This is a genomic window from Microbacterium salsuginis, assembly GCF_012524205.1.
GTDB lineage: Bacteria > Actinomycetota > Actinomycetes > Actinomycetales > Microbacteriaceae > Microbacterium > Microbacterium salsuginis.
Genome location: NZ_JABACI010000005.1, coordinates 502,794 through 517,804, shown reverse-complemented (window position 1 = coordinate 517,804; position 15,011 = coordinate 502,794). Strand labels below are relative to the sequence as shown.

The window sequence follows — 15,011 nt, the reverse complement described above, 5'->3', positions numbered from 1 at the left end:
GCCACGCCCTGGAGGACCCTCGATGACGGCGCCCCACAGCGCGAGCTTGCCTCCGCTCGCCCGTGCCGAGCTGGATCGCGCCGCCGAGGAGCGGATGAGCCCTGGCCTGGTCGAGGCGGCTCGCTCGGATCCCTCGACGCGGGTGCTCGTGATCGAGAGCGACCGAGCCCCGCTCGCCGGTCCCGACACCCTGCTGCTGGTGGGCACGGACGAGGTTCCGGATGCCGCGTATTGGGCGTTCCTCGGCCGCGATGCCAACGGCGCCGCGGTGCTGGCCGCGGTGTTCCCGGGCGCCGACGAACGGCTGTTCGCCGCGCCGGCCGGCTGGGCGGGCCTGCGTACGGTCGGCGGCTCGCTCTCCGCGCGTGACGCCGGCATCTTCGTCGAGGCGCTGAGCCTTGGTCGCTGGCTGCTGGATGCGCCGCATTGTCCCGCGTGCGGCGCCCAGACGGACCTGATCGACGCGGGGTGGTCGCGCCGCTGCCCGGCGTGCGGTCGGCAGCACTTCCCGCGCACCGATCCCGCGGTCATCGTCGCGATCACCAGTGCGCACGACCCGGATCTGCTCCTGCTCGGTTCGAACGCGCTGTGGGGTGCGAACCGGTACTCGTGCTTCGCGGGGTTCGTCGAGGCGGGCGAGTCTCTCGAGGCGGCGGTGCAGCGGGAGGTCGCAGAGGAGTCGGGCATCGAGGTCGACGTCGTCTCGTATCGCGGCTCCCAGGCGTGGCCGTACCCGCGTTCGCTCATGGTCGGCTTCCTCGCCTCGGCCGTCGACGACGGCGCAGCCCGCCCGGACGGCGAAGAGATCGTGGCCGTCCGCTGGTTCACTCGAGACGAGATCGGCGCGGCGCTCGCCGGCGACGGCGATGTGGCCCTGCCGGGGCCCTCCTCGATCGCGCATCGCCTGATCAGCGACTGGCACGCGGGGCCTCGATGAGCGCGCGCGTGCTCGATGGGCTCGACGAGCACCAGCGAGAGGCCGTGACCGCGTTGCGCGGTCCCGTCGCGGTGCTGGCCGGTGCGGGAACGGGCAAGACCCGTGTCATCACGCACCGCATCGCCCACGGTGTCGACACCGGCGCCTATTCGCCGGGCCGGGTGATGGCCGTCACGTTCACCGCCAAGGCGGCGGGCGAGATGCGCGGTCGGCTGCGCGCTCTCGGTGTCGAAGGGGTGGCCGCTCGCACGTTCCACGCCGCCGCGCTGGCGCAGCTGAACTTCTTCTGGCCGACGCTCGCCGGCGACACCGCCCCCAGCATCGTGGACAACAAGGTGCGTCTTCTCGCCCACGCTGCGGACGGCATCGGGATCAGCCCGGATGTCGCGACACTGCGCGACGTCGCGAGCGAGATCGAATGGCGCAAGGTGTCGATGCTGAGCATCGAGGAGTACGCGCTCGCGCGTCCGAACGGGATCGGCCGACTCAACGCCGACCGGGTCGTGGCATTGCAGCGCGCGTACGAGAAGCTCAAGGACGAGCGCCGCCAGCTCGATTTCGAGGACGTCCTCCTCGCCTGTGCCGGCATGCTGGAGGCCGAGCCGAAGGTGTCGAAAGCGGTCCGCGAGCAATACCGGCATTTCACGGTGGACGAGTTCCAGGATGTCTCGCCCCTGCAGAACCGGCTGCTCGAGCTGTGGCTCGGTGACCGTCGCGACCTGTGCGTGGTGGGCGACGCCAGCCAGACCATCTATTCGTTCGCGGGCGCCGAGGCACGGTTCCTGCTCGAATTCGACAAACGGTACGAGGACGCCCGCGTGGTGCGCCTCGAGACCAATTACCGGTCGGATGCTGCGATCCTCGGCGTGGCCAACGAGCTCATGCGCGGGCGGCCCGGGGCGCTGCGTCTGACAGCGGCGGACTCGGCTGCGTCGACCGCTGCCCCCACGGACACGGAGGCGCCGGAGGCTCCGCTCCCGACGGTCACGGCGTACGACGACGACCGGGCCGAGGCCCGCGCGGTGGCCGCGCGGATCGCGGCGCAGATCAACGAGGGCATCGATCCGCGTCACATCGCGGTGCTCTACCGCGCCCACTCCCAGTCCGCCGAGCTGATCGCGGCGCTCTCGGATGTCGGGATCGCGGCGAGCGTGCTCGGGGGGCGCCGGTTCTTCGACCTCCCCGAGGTGCGTCAGGGGATCATGGCACTGCGGGGTGCGTCGGTCGCGCCTCTCGAAGGCGGATTCATCGAGACGGTGCGCGACGTGCTCCGCTCCGTCGGCCTCACCGATGATCCGCCGCAGGCGGGCGGGGCGCTGCGCGATGCGTGGGAGGCCAGGGCGGCGCTGCTGAGACTTGCGCAGGAGGCGCCCGCGGGCACCACGCTGCGGGCATTCACGGACGAGCTCGCCGCACGCGCGAAGACCCACGATGAGCCGGCACTGCGAACGGTGACTTTGGCGACGCTGCACGCGGCCAAGGGCCTGGAGTGGGACCACGTGCATCTCGTGGGGGTGGCCGAAGGACTGCTGCCCATCTCGTATGCGACGACCTTCGAACAGGTCGACGAGGAACGCCGCCTGGCATATGTCGGCATCACGCGGGCCGGGCGAACGCTGTCGCTGACCTGGTCTCGAGGAGGACGGGAGCGTCAGCCGTCCCGGTTCCTGCGAGAGATCGGCAGCGGCACTCTGCGTGCGGTCGATGGAGCCGCACGCTCCGGTGGAGGGAACCGGCGCGCAGGGTCACCGAGCGGCTCCGGGATGTCCCGCGGCGTCGCGCCCCGTCGCTGAGCAGCCTGCCTGCGACGACCCCGGCCTCCCATGTGACGGCGACGTCGGGGTCGACCGCGCGGCCGATCAGCTGCGCCGCCACGGCCGGCCAGTGGGGGTCGCGCTCGCGGCGGTGAGCGGCCACGCACGAGAGGCACGGCGACACCCCCGGGAGCACGAACGGGCCTACCTCTGCCCCCGACCCGGTGAGCACCACCGGCAGGTGAGGAACGTCGTCGGCCATGAGCGCCGCTGCCGACCGCGGCGTGACGACGCGGTGCACGACGAAAACCACGGCGTCCGCTGCCGGCCGCGGGGCACTGAGCGGCGCGAACGGCTCGGCGTCTCGCACTTCGAGACCGACGGCCACGAGGCCGGCATGGACAGCCGCGCGCTGCGTCTCGGACACCTCGTCGGCAGCATGCAGGGTGACGGTCCCGTTCTCGGTGCGCGGCGCGAGCAGTGCGGGACGGATGCGCGAGAGGAATCGTGTGGCGGCCGTTGCGTCCGGGGCGCCCAGCGCTTGCGCGAACGACACGAACGCGCCGTCGGGCACGCCGTTCTCGAGCTCGCGCACCACACGCAGCTGCCACGGCTGCGGATCCTCGACCAGGGCGACCGGGTCGGCTCCGAACTGCAGGACGCTCGCCGTGCGCCAGACCGGGGGATGGGCAGGATCGATGCGCAGCATGCTCCGATCCTGCCCGGCCCGATCCGCCGCGAACCGGTATCCACAGGGCGGGAGCAGGAACCGCCTGCGGCCTCCCGCCTGTGGAGGAAGGGCGGCTACACCGGCCGGTGATCCTCGGGCGGTCCGTCGTCGTGCGGTCCGTCGTCGTCCTTGGCTGCCTCGTCCGTGCCTGCCTCGTGGGTGGTCGCGTCGTCCGCACGGTCGCCCGAGGAGCCTTCCCCGGCGCTGTCCTCGACCGCGTCGGCGTTGGGCGCATCCTCGCCCGCCAGAAGCTTCGCCAGCGCGTCGTCCATCTCGTCCGGCGCCGGCTCCTCGCCCCGTGCACGCGCTTCGAGCCGCGCGACCAGCGCCGCGGGATCGTCGATGTCGGAGGCTCCGGGCATCAGGTCGGGGTAGTCCCACAGTGCGTCGCGCGCTGCCGGGCCAACGGCATCCGTCACCGCACGCCACATCGCCGCAGCCTCGCGCATGCGACGCGGGCGCAGTTCGAGACCCACCAGCGTGCCGAGGGCTCGCTCGGCCGGCCCGCCGACGGCGCGCCGGCGTCGCACCGCCTCGGCGATGCGCTGCGCGGAGGGCAGCCGCGACGTGGCGTCTTCGGTGACGACCTCGACCCATCCCTCGATCGTCGCCAGGAGGTTCTCGAGCCGCGCGAGGGCGGCCTTCTGCGCCTCGGACCGCTCAGGGAGCAGTGCGCCGCTCTCGAGCGCCCGTCGAAGCTCCTCGGGCTCGGACGGGTCGAACCGCGACGCGAGCTCTTCGAGGGCGCCGGTGTCGACGTGCACGCCGCGGGCGAAATCAGTCACCTGCGAGATCACGTGCAGCCGCAGCCATCGGGCGTGGCGGAACAGCCGGGCGTGGGCGAGTTCCCTCGTGGCCGCATACAGGGCGAGCTGATCCTCGGGCACCTCGAGATCCCGGCCGAAGTCGGCGAAGTTCTGCGGGAGGATCGCCGCCTGGCCGTCGGGCATCAGCGGGATGCCGACATCACCGCCGCTCACGACCTCTTTCGAGAGGCTGCCGACCACCTGGCCGAGCTGAGACGCGAAGAGCGAGCCGCCGACGGTGCGCATGAGCCGGCCGGCGCCTTGCACGAGGCCCTGCATGTCATCCGGCGCCTGCTCGCTGAGGGCGGTCGTGAGGGCGTCGGCGATGCTCGTCGCGACCGGTTCGGCCAGCTCCTGCCACACCGGCAGCGTCGCTTCGACCCATGCGCCGCGTGTGATCGACTGAGGCGGGCTGGCGAGCTCGGAGATCGTGGTGGCCTCGCTCAGCCACAGCGCCGCCAGGGCGAAGGCCTGGTCGAGGTCGGTGCGCTGGCCGGTCGTCACGCCCAGACCGTCCTGGTTGGCGATGTGCAGGGCCTGGCGCTTGGCCATGTCCCACGCGATCCCGCCCTCGCCCGCGCCCGAGAACGCACCCTGGAGCTGCTGCATGACGGCCTGCATCATGGCGGGGTCGATGTTCATGCCCGACAGTCGCGAGAGCTGTTCGGGATCGATGTCGCCGGCGCCGCCGCCGAACAGCTGCCGGATGAGGTCCTGGAACTCTTCTTCCGGGCTCTGCTCGTCACCGGAGTTGGGGTCGTCGCCTGCCACTTCAGCCGCCTTTCAGCCGGTCGGGTTCCTCGCGCTCTACGCTAGTCGCAGCATCCGTCGCACCACCCGGCAGGGACCGCTCACGCCTTACGCCGGTCGCGAACGACCAGGCACTCCCACCCGAGTAGGCACAGAGAGAGGTCCCGCGTGGCCCTGTTCGACGAGAACACAACGATCGCGCCCGCGCCGCGGCCGCGGATGTCGCGCCGCGCGCTCGCGGGCATCTGGGCGCTCGCCGTCGCGATGGTCGTCCTCCTGATCATCACGTTCCTGCCGACCTCGTATGTGATCCAGCAGCCCGGCCCGGTGTACAACACGCTGGGCTCGGCCGAATCGGCCGATGGCGAAGAAGTGCCGCTGATCTCCGTCGAGGGAGCCGAGACGTTCCCGACCGCGGGGGCGCTCGACCTCCTCACCGTCCAGGTGCAGGGCAATCGCGAGCGCACGCCGTCGTGGTTCGAGCTCGCGATGGCGTGGTTCGACCCGAGCAAGGCGGTGCTGCCCATCGACGCCGTGTTCCCCGAGGGGCAGACCACGGAGCAGCGCAACGAACAGAGCGCGGCGATGATGGTCGACTCGCAAGCGGAGGCGACGGCGGCGGCGCTGGTCGAGCTCGGATATGACGTCGACGGCCGTCTGTCGGTGCATTCGCTGACCGACGGCTCACCCGCCGAGGGGATCCTCGAGGAGGGGGACATCATCCTCGGCGCAGACGGCGAGAGTCTCACCGACGTCGACGAGCTCCGCGAGATCATCGACGACGGCGACGGGGCACCGGTCGAGCTGCTCATCGAGCGTGACGGTGAAGAGGAGACCGTCGAGGTCGCGCCCGAGGAATCGACGCTCGAAGGCGAGACCGCGTGGCGCATCGGTGTGTCCCTCACCACCGATTACGACTTCCCGATAGACGTCACGATCCAGCTGAACAACGTGGGCGGTCCGAGCGCCGGCATGATGTTCGCGCTCGGGATCATGGACACGCTCACGCCCGGAGAGCTCAACGGCGGCGAACGGGTCGCGGGCACGGGCACGATCACGGCGAGCGGCGAGGTGGGCCCGATCGGCGGCATCCGTCAGAAGCTGTGGGGAGCACTGGATGCCGGAGCGCAGGTGTTCCTCGCGCCCGAGGCGAACTGCGACGAGGTGGTCGGCCACATCCCCGGAGACCTCGAGGTGTTCGCCGTCGAGGACCTCGACGACGCCCTCGCCGTGCTGGACGCCGTCCGCGAGGACGGCGACCTTGCGGGGCTGCCTCGGTGCACCGCGCGGTGAGTCGCCCGGGACTCATCGACTTCTCGCGGATTTCGCCCAGCGCGGACTCGGCGGCCGCCCAGAACCAGCCGCCTAGGATGGGACGGTGACCACGACCTCCGCGCCGACCTCGGCCACACCCTCCCGCTCTCGCCGCGTCATCGCCATCACGCTCGCCATCATCGCCGCGCTCGTGGTGGCGTTCTTCGTCTTCGCCAGCCTGTACGCCGACTGGCTGTGGTACGACCAGCTCGGATTCGACTCGGTGCTGCTGACCCAGTGGGGCGCACGCGTCCTGATGTTCGTCATCGGCTTCCTCGGCATGGCGGTGCCGGTGTGGCTGGCGATCCAGCTCGCCTACCGGCTGCGCCCGGTCTATGCCCGCCTGAGCTCGCAGCTGGATCGCTATCAGGAGGTCGTCGAGCCGCTGCGCCGCCTGGCGATGTGGGGAATCCCGGTCTTCTTCGGCTTCTTCGCCGGTTTCGCCGCCTCGGCGCAGTGGGAGACCACGTGGCTGTGGTTCAACGGCGTGGCCACCGAGACGACCGACCCGCAGTTCCACCTCGACACCGGGTTCTACATGTTCGCGCTGCCGTTCTGGGGCGCGCTCGTCGGATTCACCTCGGCCGTCCTCCTGGTGTGCCTGCTGGTCACGGCGCTGGTGTCGTACCTGTACGGCTCGGTGCGCGTGGGGCAGCGCGAGCTGCGCATCTCGAAGTCGGCGCGCATCCAGCTCGCGGTGATCGCGGGCCTCTACCTGCTGGTGCAGGGCGTGAGCCTGTGGCTGGACCGGTACCGCACGCTCGTCGAGCCGGGCGCCGCCGGGCGCATCACCGGACCCGGATACACCGAGGCCAACGCCGTCATCCAGGGGCAGACGATCCTGGCGTTCACCGCCGTGATCGTCGCCGTGCTCTTCTTCGTCACCGCGGTCATCGGCCGGTGGCGCTACCCCCTCATCGCGACGGCGCTGCTCGTGGTCTCGGCGATCGTGCTGGGTGTCGGCTACCCCTGGGTGGTCCGCACGTTCCAGGTGCAGCCCAACCAGCTGCGCCTCGAGAGCGACTACTACCAGCGCAACATCGAGATGACCAAAGAGGCCTACGGCATCGACGGTCTCGACAAGAGCGACTTCGAGGCGGTCACCGACGTGGAGCCGGGCCAGCTGCGTGAAGATGCCGAGACGACCGCGTCGATCCGCATCATGGACCCCGCGATCATCAGCCCGACGGTGCGCCAGCAGGAGCAGTACCGCGCGTATTACCAGTTCCCCGAGACTCTCGACGTGGACCGCTACGAGATCGACGGACAGTCGCAGGACACGATCGTCTCCGTCCGCGAGCTCGACGTCGAACGCCTCGGTGCCGCCTCGAACTGGCAGAACACCACGGTCGTCTACACACACGGCTACGGACTGGTCGCGGCCAAGGGCAACGCCCGCACCGACGACGGCTTCCCCGAGTTCATCGAGCGCGGCCTGCCCACGACCGGCGTGCTGTCGGCCCAGGAGGACTTCGAGCCGCGCGTGTACTTCGGCGAGAACTCGCCGCCGTACTCGATCGTCGGAGCACCCGAAGGATCCGAGCCGGTCGAGCTCGACTATCCGTCCGGAAGTGACGGTACATCCGAGAACGAGACCCGCACGACGTTCGAGGGCGACGGCGGTCCTTCGGTCGGCAATGTCTTCAACCGTCTGATCTACGCGCTGAAGTTCCAGTCCGAGCAGATCCTCTTCTCGGACTACGTCAACGAGGAGTCGCAGATCCTCTACGACCGCGACCCGCTCTCGCGCGTGCAGAAGGCGGCTCCGTACCTCACGCTCGACAGCGACCCGTACCCGAGCGTCGTCGACGGCCGCATCGTCTGGATCGTCGACGGATACACGCTCAGCGCGAACTACCCGTACTCCTCGACGGTGAGCCTGCAGCAGGCGATCTCGGACTCGAGCAACCCCGCTCCGCGGTTCGCGCTCGACGACATCAACTACGTGCGCAACTCGGTCAAGGCGACCGTCGACGCGTATGACGGCTCGGTGAAGCTGTACGCGTGGGAGCCCGAGGACCCGATCCTGCAGACGTGGCAGAAGGTGTACCCCAACACGATCGAGCCGATCACCGAGATGTCGGGCGAGCTCATGAGCCACGTCCGGTACCCGACCGACCTCTTCAAGATCCAGCGGGCACTGCTCGGCGTCTACCACGTCGATGACGCGCGCGCGTTCTTCCAGCGCGACAACGCGTGGGCGACGCCGGAGGACCCGCAGGATGCCGGCACCTACCAGCCGCCGTACTACCTCACGATGCAGATGCCGGGGCAGGAGCAGCCGACCTACTCGATGTTCACGACCTTCATCCCGTCGTCCGAGGGCGGGGCGAGCCGCAACGTCATGATGGGCTACCTCGCGGTGGACTCCAACGCCGGAAGCGAGGCGGGGAAGAAGAGCGACGACTACGGCAAACTGCGCATGCTCGAGATCGCCGCCGACACCCCGGTGCCGGGTCCCGGCCAGGTGCAGAACACCTTCAACGCCGATCCTGCGGTCTCGGCCGAGATCAACATCCTGTCGCAGGGCCAGTCGGACGTGCTCAACGGCAACCTCTTGACCCTGCCTGTGGGCGGCGGCCTGCTGTACGTGCAACCGGTCTTCGTGCAGTCTTCGGGCAGCACGCAGCTCCCGACGCTGCAGCGCGTGCTCGTGGCCTTCGGTGACCGCATCGCCTTCGAGAACACGCTGGACGAGGCACTGGACGTGCTCTTCGGCGGCGACTCCGGGGCGGATGCCGGCGACGGCGAGATCACTCCGACGCCGGGACCGACTCCGACGCCGGGTCCCACCGACCCTGCACAGCCCACGGAGCCGACCGAGCCCGCCGAGCCGACCGACGAGTACCAGGCGGCGCTTCAGGAGGCGCAGCAGGCGATGCTCGACAGGGATGCCGCGCTGCGTGAGGGCGACCTCACGGCCTTCGCCGAGGCCGATGACCGTCTGACAGCCGCCGTGGAGCGACTGATCGAGCTCGGCGCGCAGTAGTAGCGCTTTCACGAACGACACTGAGGGCCGGCCCAATCGGGCCGGCCCTCAGTGTCGTGTCGGGGAGCACCGGAGACTGTGCGTCACCGCGTGGCGGGTCAGTCGGTGAGGACGGCGTACCAGATGAGGAGCAGCGTGATGAGGAAGCCAGCGACCTGGTTGAGCCACAGGAAACGGCGCCAGCCGCGTGTCGCTGCCGCAGCGTTCTCGTCCGCGATCGAGCGGTATGGCCACACGGTCACGAGATAGGGGAGGGTCACGAAGGCGGCGAGCGGGCCGGGCCACTCGGTGCCGAGCATGATGACGCCCGCCAGGGTGTAGCAGGCCAGGGCGAATCGGGCCGTCCACGCGGCGCCTCGGAAGGTCGCTATGGACGAGATGCCCGCCGCGCGATCGGCCACGACGTCCTGCACCGCACCGAAAGCGTGCGAGGCGATGCCCCACAACGCGAAAGCGAGAATGATCGCCACCAGCTGCCACGTCCATACCGCGCCGGCGAGGACGAGCCCGTAGACGGCCGGCGAGAAGAAGTGGATGCTGCTGGTCACCGAGTCCGCGAACGGGCGCTCCTTCAGCCGCAGCGGGGGCGCACTGTAGAAGACCAGGAAGAACAGGCTCGCCGCGAGCACCAGCCAAGACGTCGGCGACCCAATGGCGACGAGGTAGATCACGAACGGCGCGCACGACAGACCGGCCGCCCACAGGGTCGGCCGATGAAGGCGGCGCTCGAGGACCGCGCCGTGGACGCCGCCCTTGCGCGGGTTGCGCACGTCGGATTCGTAGTCGAACACGTCGTTGATGCCGTACATGGCGAGGTTGTAGGGCACCAGGAAGAACAGCGTTCCGGCCACGAGGGCCACGTCGATCTCGCGTGCCGTGAGCAGGTACGCGGCCGCGAAGGGATACGCCGTGTTCACCCAGCTCACCGGGCGTGAAGAGACCAGCAGTCGTCGGGCGAGGGCGCCGACGCCCAGGGAGGATGCGGCGCTCATGAGCGTTCCTCGGCCGGCGGGACTCGCCGGCTCGGCAGCAGTGTGAAGACGGCGGGTACGAGGAAGGCGGCGCACACCGCGTAGGAGAAGTCCTCGATGGGTGCGAGCCCGATGCGCACGCCGGAGATCTGGTCGGGCGGGTAGGAGAACAGATCGGCGGCGATCATGACGTTGTCGAACACCGCAGTGAGCACCACGACAACGGCCGCGGCGATGCCCGATGCCGCCATGCGGCGTCCGAAGCGGGGGCGCCGAAGTGTGAACAGGACCGCGATGACCGTCACGGCGGCGAACGGCAGCACGATGAGTCCGTACGTCATGCGCGGTCCGATCCTGCCGGTGCCGAGGCATCCGTCGTCCGCCTCTCGATCCCGCGGAGCGTCGCCCCCCACGTCACGAGCGCGAGATAGCACAGGAACGCCAGGAACAACGGCTCCTCGAGCGGAAGGTGGGGAGCGAGGTCGATGCCGAGCAGCAGCGGGCTCTCACCCTTGACGAAGACGCCGGCCGCGATGCCCGCTGCGTCCCACGCGAGGAAGAAGCCGGTGCCGACAGCGACCGCGACGCCGGTGCGAACGGGCGAGCGCCAACCCGCCAGCGACCAACGGCGGTCGAGAAGCGCGATTCCCGCGGCGGAGAGCAGGATCGCGCCGAGGTAGAGACCGGGCACGCTCACACTCTCGCACGTTCGGCGATCGGACCGGGGGAGCGGTCGCCGCGCAGGCGCTTGACCACCAGTTCGGCGGAGATGAGGCACATCGGCAGCCCGATGCCCGGCAGTGTGGACGCGCCGACGTAGGCCAGCCCCGGGACCTTGCGGGAGGCGTTGCGGGGCCGGAAGACCGCGCTCTGGCCGAGGGTGTGAGCCAGACCGAGGGCGTTCCCCCGCCACGCCCCGAAGTCCGCCGCGAAGTCCGCCGGGCCGACCGTGCGGCGCACCACGGCGCGCTCCTTCAGCCCCGGGATGTCGCACCAGTCCTCGATCTGACGGATGGCACGATCGGCCGCCGCCTCGATGCGCGGGTCACCGGCACCCTGCTCGCCGCCCCGGCCCAGCGAGGTGTCGGCGGGCACCGGAACGAGCACGAACAGGTTCTCGTGCCCTGCCGGAGCGACGGTCGAGTCGGTCGCGCTCGGCCGGCACACGTACAGCGAGGCAGGATCCGGCACGCGCGGGCGAGGTCCGAAGATGTCGTCGAAACCCGCGCGCCACTCGTTCGCGAAGAGCAGCGTGTGGTGCGTGAGCTGCGGCACCTCTCCTTCGACCCCGAGGAGCACCAGCAGGGCTCCCGGGCTGGGCGTGCGGCGACGCCACCACCGCTCGGGGTAGCTCTGCTGGGCTCGGGGGAGGAGCTCGGTCTCGGTGTGGTGCAGGTCCGCGCCCGACACCACGAGGTCTGCCGACAGCCGGCGTCCGTCTTCGAGCACCACCCCCGAGGCCTCGCCGCCCTCCGTCGTGATCGCGGTCACCCGCGCACCCGTCTCGATGACGGCTCCGAATGCCTCGGCAAGCCGGGCGATGGCGCGCACGATCTCGACGAAGCCGCCGCGGGGATAGAGCACGCCGTCGTCCAGGTCGAGGTGGCTCATGAGGTGGTACAGGCTGGGTACACCGTACGGCGACCCGCCGAGGAAGACCGCGGGATACTCCAGGATCTGTCGTAGGCGCGGATCGGCGAAGCGCCGCTCGACGTGGGAGGCGAGCGTGCGGGTCAGCAACGGCGCCAGCTGGGGCATCCGCTTCACCAGCGCCGGGTCCCGCAGCCCGGCGGTGGTCTCGTAGGTGTCGTAGAGGAAGCGTGTCGTCGCGAGCTCGTACGCATCGGCGGCCGAGTCGAGGTAGCGCGAGAGCTGGGCTCCGGCGCCCGGCTCGACGCTCTCGAACAGGGCGGTGGCCGCCGCGCGACCCGAGTGCACATCGAGCGGCTCGGCGCCGGTCGCGGGGTCGGAGTACACGCGATACGCGGGGTCCAGCGGGACGAGGTCCAGCTCGCCGGCGGCAGTGGTGCCGAGCAGCCGGAAGAAGTGCTCGAAGACGTCGGGCATGAGATACCAGCTCGGCCCGGTGTCGAACCGGAAGCCGTCGCGTTCCCAGCTGCCCGCACGTCCGCCGAGCTCGTCCCGCGACTCGAGCACCCGGACATGCCAGCCGTCGGCTCCGAGCAGCGCGGCGGTCGCCAGGCCGGCAACGCCACCGCCGATCACGATCGCCTCTCGGCCCGCTCCGGTGCGCATCGCCGTCATGCCCGGGCCGCCCGCGGCGCGAAACCCAGCCACGCTCGCGCGGCGAGCCGGGCCTTCACCGAGTCGGGCACCCGCACGCGTCGCAGGTCGCCGTCGTCGGCGCGCAGTCTCGTGGACAGCTCGGCGAACAGATCGTGCGCCGCCGTGACCGCACGGCGGCAGTCCGGAGGCAGGAACGGGATCGTCGCGGCCGCGGCCGCCAGGTCGGCGTCGATCCGGTCCAGGACTGCGGTGCGCGATCGCCTCGGGTCAAGACCGAGGTAGTCCCGACCCAGCGCCGTCGCATCGTGGTCGAGGTCACGCAGGAAGTTCACCTCCTGGAAGGCGGCACCCAGTCGGCGGGCGCCCTCGGTGAGGGTCGCCGACGGCTCGAGCGGCCGCGGAGCCCCGGCGTTCACGAACACGCGCAGGCACATCAGTCCTACCACCTCGGCCGAGCCGTACACGTACGCGTCGTGCGAAGCCCGGTCGTGCCGGCTCGTCGACAGATCCGTACGCATGGACGTGAAGAAGGGTCCCACGAGCCGCTCGTCGATGCCGCACTCGCGGGCGGTCGCGGCGAAGGCGTGCACGACGAGATTCGCACTGTAGCCACGGCCGATCGCCGCGAGCGTCTCGTGCTCCAGGTCGTCGAGCACGGCACGGATGACGTCGTCGTCGAGTCCTGCGGTGCGAGCGGGTCCGTCCACGATCTCGTCGGCGATGCGCACGAGCGCGTAGACCGACCGCACATGCGGCCGTGGGCGAGGCCCCAGCAGCCGGCACGCGAGTGAGAACGAGGTCGAGTAGCGTGCGATCACGGTGGCCGCAGCATCCCTCGCCGTCTCGTCATAGAGGGCGAGCCCCGTCGGGCCACCGCGTCGTCGGCGCGCGAGGCTCATGGGATGCGTCCCTCGATCCCGCCGGCGAGTGTGCGGAGCAAGTGGCCTGTGGCGGTCGGCAGCACAGGATCGAGCGATGTGTCGCGCACCTCCGCGAGTGTCTGATCGATCACCGCACGCAGCCGCTCGCGTGCCCCGCTGGCGTCCAGTGCCCGCCGTGCATCCTGCACCGCGACGGGGCCGGTGCGCGCGAGGACGAGAGTCGCGTCCACGTCCGACCACTGCGCCGACTCCCGCGCGAGCGCGACCAGCGGAGTGCGTTTGCCCTCACGGAGGTCGCCGCCGCTGTCGCGTCCCGCCTGCTCCGGTGTGCCGAAGGCGCCGATCAGGTCGTCGACGAGCTGAAAGGCGAGACCGAGGAGCCCGCCGGCATGGCCGAGGACGCGTACGGCGTCGGAGGTCGCGCCCGCCAGCACGGCCCCCGCCTGGAGCGGGGCTTGGAAGGAGTACACGGCCGTCTTGTTGAATGCGGCATCGAAGATCTGCTCGGCGGGGGCGCAGTCCGCCGCGACGCTGTGCTCGACATCGGCGAGCTCGCCGGCTGCCGAGACGAACATCGCGTCGTCGACGAGCGCGAGCAGGCGCTGGCGCACGGGCGGCTCGACATCGGCCATCGCCACGAGGCGGATCGCTTCATGCAGCAGCAGGTCGCCGGCCAGGATCGCGGCGGCATCGCCCAGCTGCGCGGCGCCCTGTTCGTCGGCACCGCTGCGGCGCCCGCGCACCCGGAACTCACCCGCGACGTTCGGAACGCCACGGCGGACGACGTCGTGATCGATGACATCGTCGTGCACCACGAACGCGGTATGGAGCAGCTCGAAGGCCGTTGCGACGCTGAGGACCGCGGGCGTGTCGCGCTCGCCCGCCGGAAAGGAGCGGAAGGATGCCGCCACCAGCGCGGGCCGGAACCTCTTGCCGCCCCGCGCGGCACGCGTGATCGCATCGCCGAGCGCCTCGAAACCGGGGCCGACCCCTGCGGCGCGGTCGCGGATGCGCGTCAGGGCGCCGTCGATCGCGATGTCGAGTTCGGCTGCCTCCGCGACCTCGATCACGAGGCTCTCCGCCGCGACGATGTGCCGAACAGGTTCAGCTGCTGCGCCTGGAGCACGAGCCACGGACTGAACGCCCAGGGCGTCGCCTCGATCGCCACGGCGAGCGCGGTGGGATCCACCCACTGAGCGTCGACGACCTCGAGAGGGTTGAGCACCGGCTCATCGTCGGTGAAGGCGGTGTAGACCGGGCAGACCTCGTGCTCGACGATGCCGCTGGCATCGGTCGCACGGTAGCGGAACAGGGGGAGGGCCAGCTCGAGGTCGGTCAGCGTGAGGCCCAGCTCGAAGTCGGCCCGTCGGCGGACCGCCGCCACGACCGGCTCGGCCGGGCGAGGGTGGCCGCAGAAGGAGTTGCTCCACACGCCCGGCCAAGCGCGTTTGCCGAGCGCTCGGCGCGTCACCAGCACGTGACCGTCGCTGTTGACGACATGGCAGGAGAACGCCAGGTGCAGCGCGGTCTCGGTGCCGTGCACGCTGCTCTTGGGTGCAGTGCCGATGGCCTGCCCCTCGTCGTCCAGCAGGATCACGTGGTCGGTGTCCACCATCGCTCGCTCCTCGCCAA

At 70.6% G+C, this 15,011-nt stretch carries 12 protein-coding genes; 4 read left to right on the top strand and 8 right to left on the bottom strand.

The window, feature by feature from the left end; all coding sequences use genetic code 11:
* The first annotated feature begins 22 nt into the window (after nucleotides 1-22).
* Nucleotides 23-937, top strand: a complete 915-nt coding sequence (gene nudC / locus HF576_RS18530; protein WP_168914287.1) for an NAD(+) diphosphatase — start codon at nucleotides 23-25, stop codon at nucleotides 935-937.
* Complete coding sequence (locus HF576_RS18525; RefSeq protein ID WP_168914286.1) at nucleotides 934-2,730, top strand: ATP-dependent helicase; 1,797 nt, start codon at nucleotides 934-936, stop codon at nucleotides 2,728-2,730. Before nudC ends, HF576_RS18525 begins: the two co-directional genes overlap by 4 nt.
* A gap of 765 nt (nucleotides 2,731-3,495) precedes the next feature.
* Here HF576_RS18525 and HF576_RS18520 read toward each other — a convergent pair.
* Nucleotides 3,496-4,998: a zinc-dependent metalloprotease gene (locus tag HF576_RS18520; RefSeq protein ID WP_168914285.1), complete on the bottom strand. Its 1,503-nt coding sequence runs from the start codon at nucleotides 4,996-4,998 to the stop codon at nucleotides 3,496-3,498.
* A gap of 147 nt (nucleotides 4,999-5,145) precedes the next feature.
* Between HF576_RS18520 and HF576_RS18515 the strand changes: the two genes are divergently transcribed.
* Nucleotides 5,146-6,270: a S16 family serine protease gene (locus tag HF576_RS18515; protein WP_168914284.1), complete on the top strand. Its 1,125-nt coding sequence runs from the start codon at nucleotides 5,146-5,148 to the stop codon at nucleotides 6,268-6,270.
* A gap of 85 nt (nucleotides 6,271-6,355) precedes the next feature.
* Complete coding sequence (locus HF576_RS18510) at nucleotides 6,356-9,280, top strand: UPF0182 family protein (RefSeq protein WP_168914283.1); 2,925 nt, start codon at nucleotides 6,356-6,358, stop codon at nucleotides 9,278-9,280.
* A 98-nt stretch (nucleotides 9,281-9,378) separates the two neighbouring features.
* Here HF576_RS18510 and HF576_RS18505 read toward each other — a convergent pair whose 3' ends face one another.
* The 7 genes from HF576_RS18505 to idi are packed head-to-tail and all read right to left on the bottom strand — an operon-like array spanning nucleotide 9,379 to nucleotide 14,994.
* Nucleotides 9,379-10,272, bottom strand: coding sequence for a prenyltransferase (locus HF576_RS18505; protein WP_168914282.1), 894 nt, complete (start codon nucleotides 10,270-10,272; stop codon nucleotides 9,379-9,381).
* Nucleotides 10,269-10,592 (bottom strand): lycopene cyclase domain-containing protein, encoded by a 324-nt coding sequence (locus HF576_RS18500; RefSeq protein ID WP_168914281.1) that lies wholly within the window; start codon nucleotides 10,590-10,592, stop codon nucleotides 10,269-10,271. The genes HF576_RS18505 and HF576_RS18500 overlap by 4 nt, the downstream gene beginning before the upstream one ends.
* Nucleotides 10,589-10,942, bottom strand: coding sequence for a lycopene cyclase domain-containing protein (locus HF576_RS18495; protein WP_168914280.1), 354 nt, complete (start codon nucleotides 10,940-10,942; stop codon nucleotides 10,589-10,591). Before HF576_RS18495 ends, HF576_RS18500 begins: the two co-directional genes overlap by 4 nt.
* Before the next feature lie 2 nt (nucleotides 10,943-10,944).
* Nucleotides 10,945-12,507, bottom strand: coding sequence for a phytoene desaturase family protein (crtI, locus tag HF576_RS18490; protein ID WP_168914350.1), 1,563 nt, complete (start codon nucleotides 12,505-12,507; stop codon nucleotides 10,945-10,947).
* A 5-nt stretch (nucleotides 12,508-12,512) separates the two neighbouring features.
* Nucleotides 12,513-13,397 carry a phytoene/squalene synthase family protein gene (locus HF576_RS18485; protein WP_168914279.1) on the bottom strand — a complete coding sequence of 295 codons (885 nt, stop codon included), beginning with the start codon at nucleotides 13,395-13,397 and terminating at the stop codon, nucleotides 12,513-12,515.
* Nucleotides 13,394-14,449: a polyprenyl synthetase family protein gene (locus tag HF576_RS18480; protein ID WP_168914278.1), complete on the bottom strand. Its 1,056-nt coding sequence runs from the start codon at nucleotides 14,447-14,449 to the stop codon at nucleotides 13,394-13,396. Before HF576_RS18480 ends, HF576_RS18485 begins: the two co-directional genes overlap by 4 nt.
* Nucleotides 14,446-14,994, bottom strand: a complete 549-nt coding sequence (gene idi / locus HF576_RS18475) for an isopentenyl-diphosphate Delta-isomerase (RefSeq protein WP_168914277.1) — start codon at nucleotides 14,992-14,994, stop codon at nucleotides 14,446-14,448. The genes HF576_RS18480 and idi overlap by 4 nt, the downstream gene beginning before the upstream one ends.
* Nucleotides 14,995-15,011: the final 17 nt, after the last annotated feature.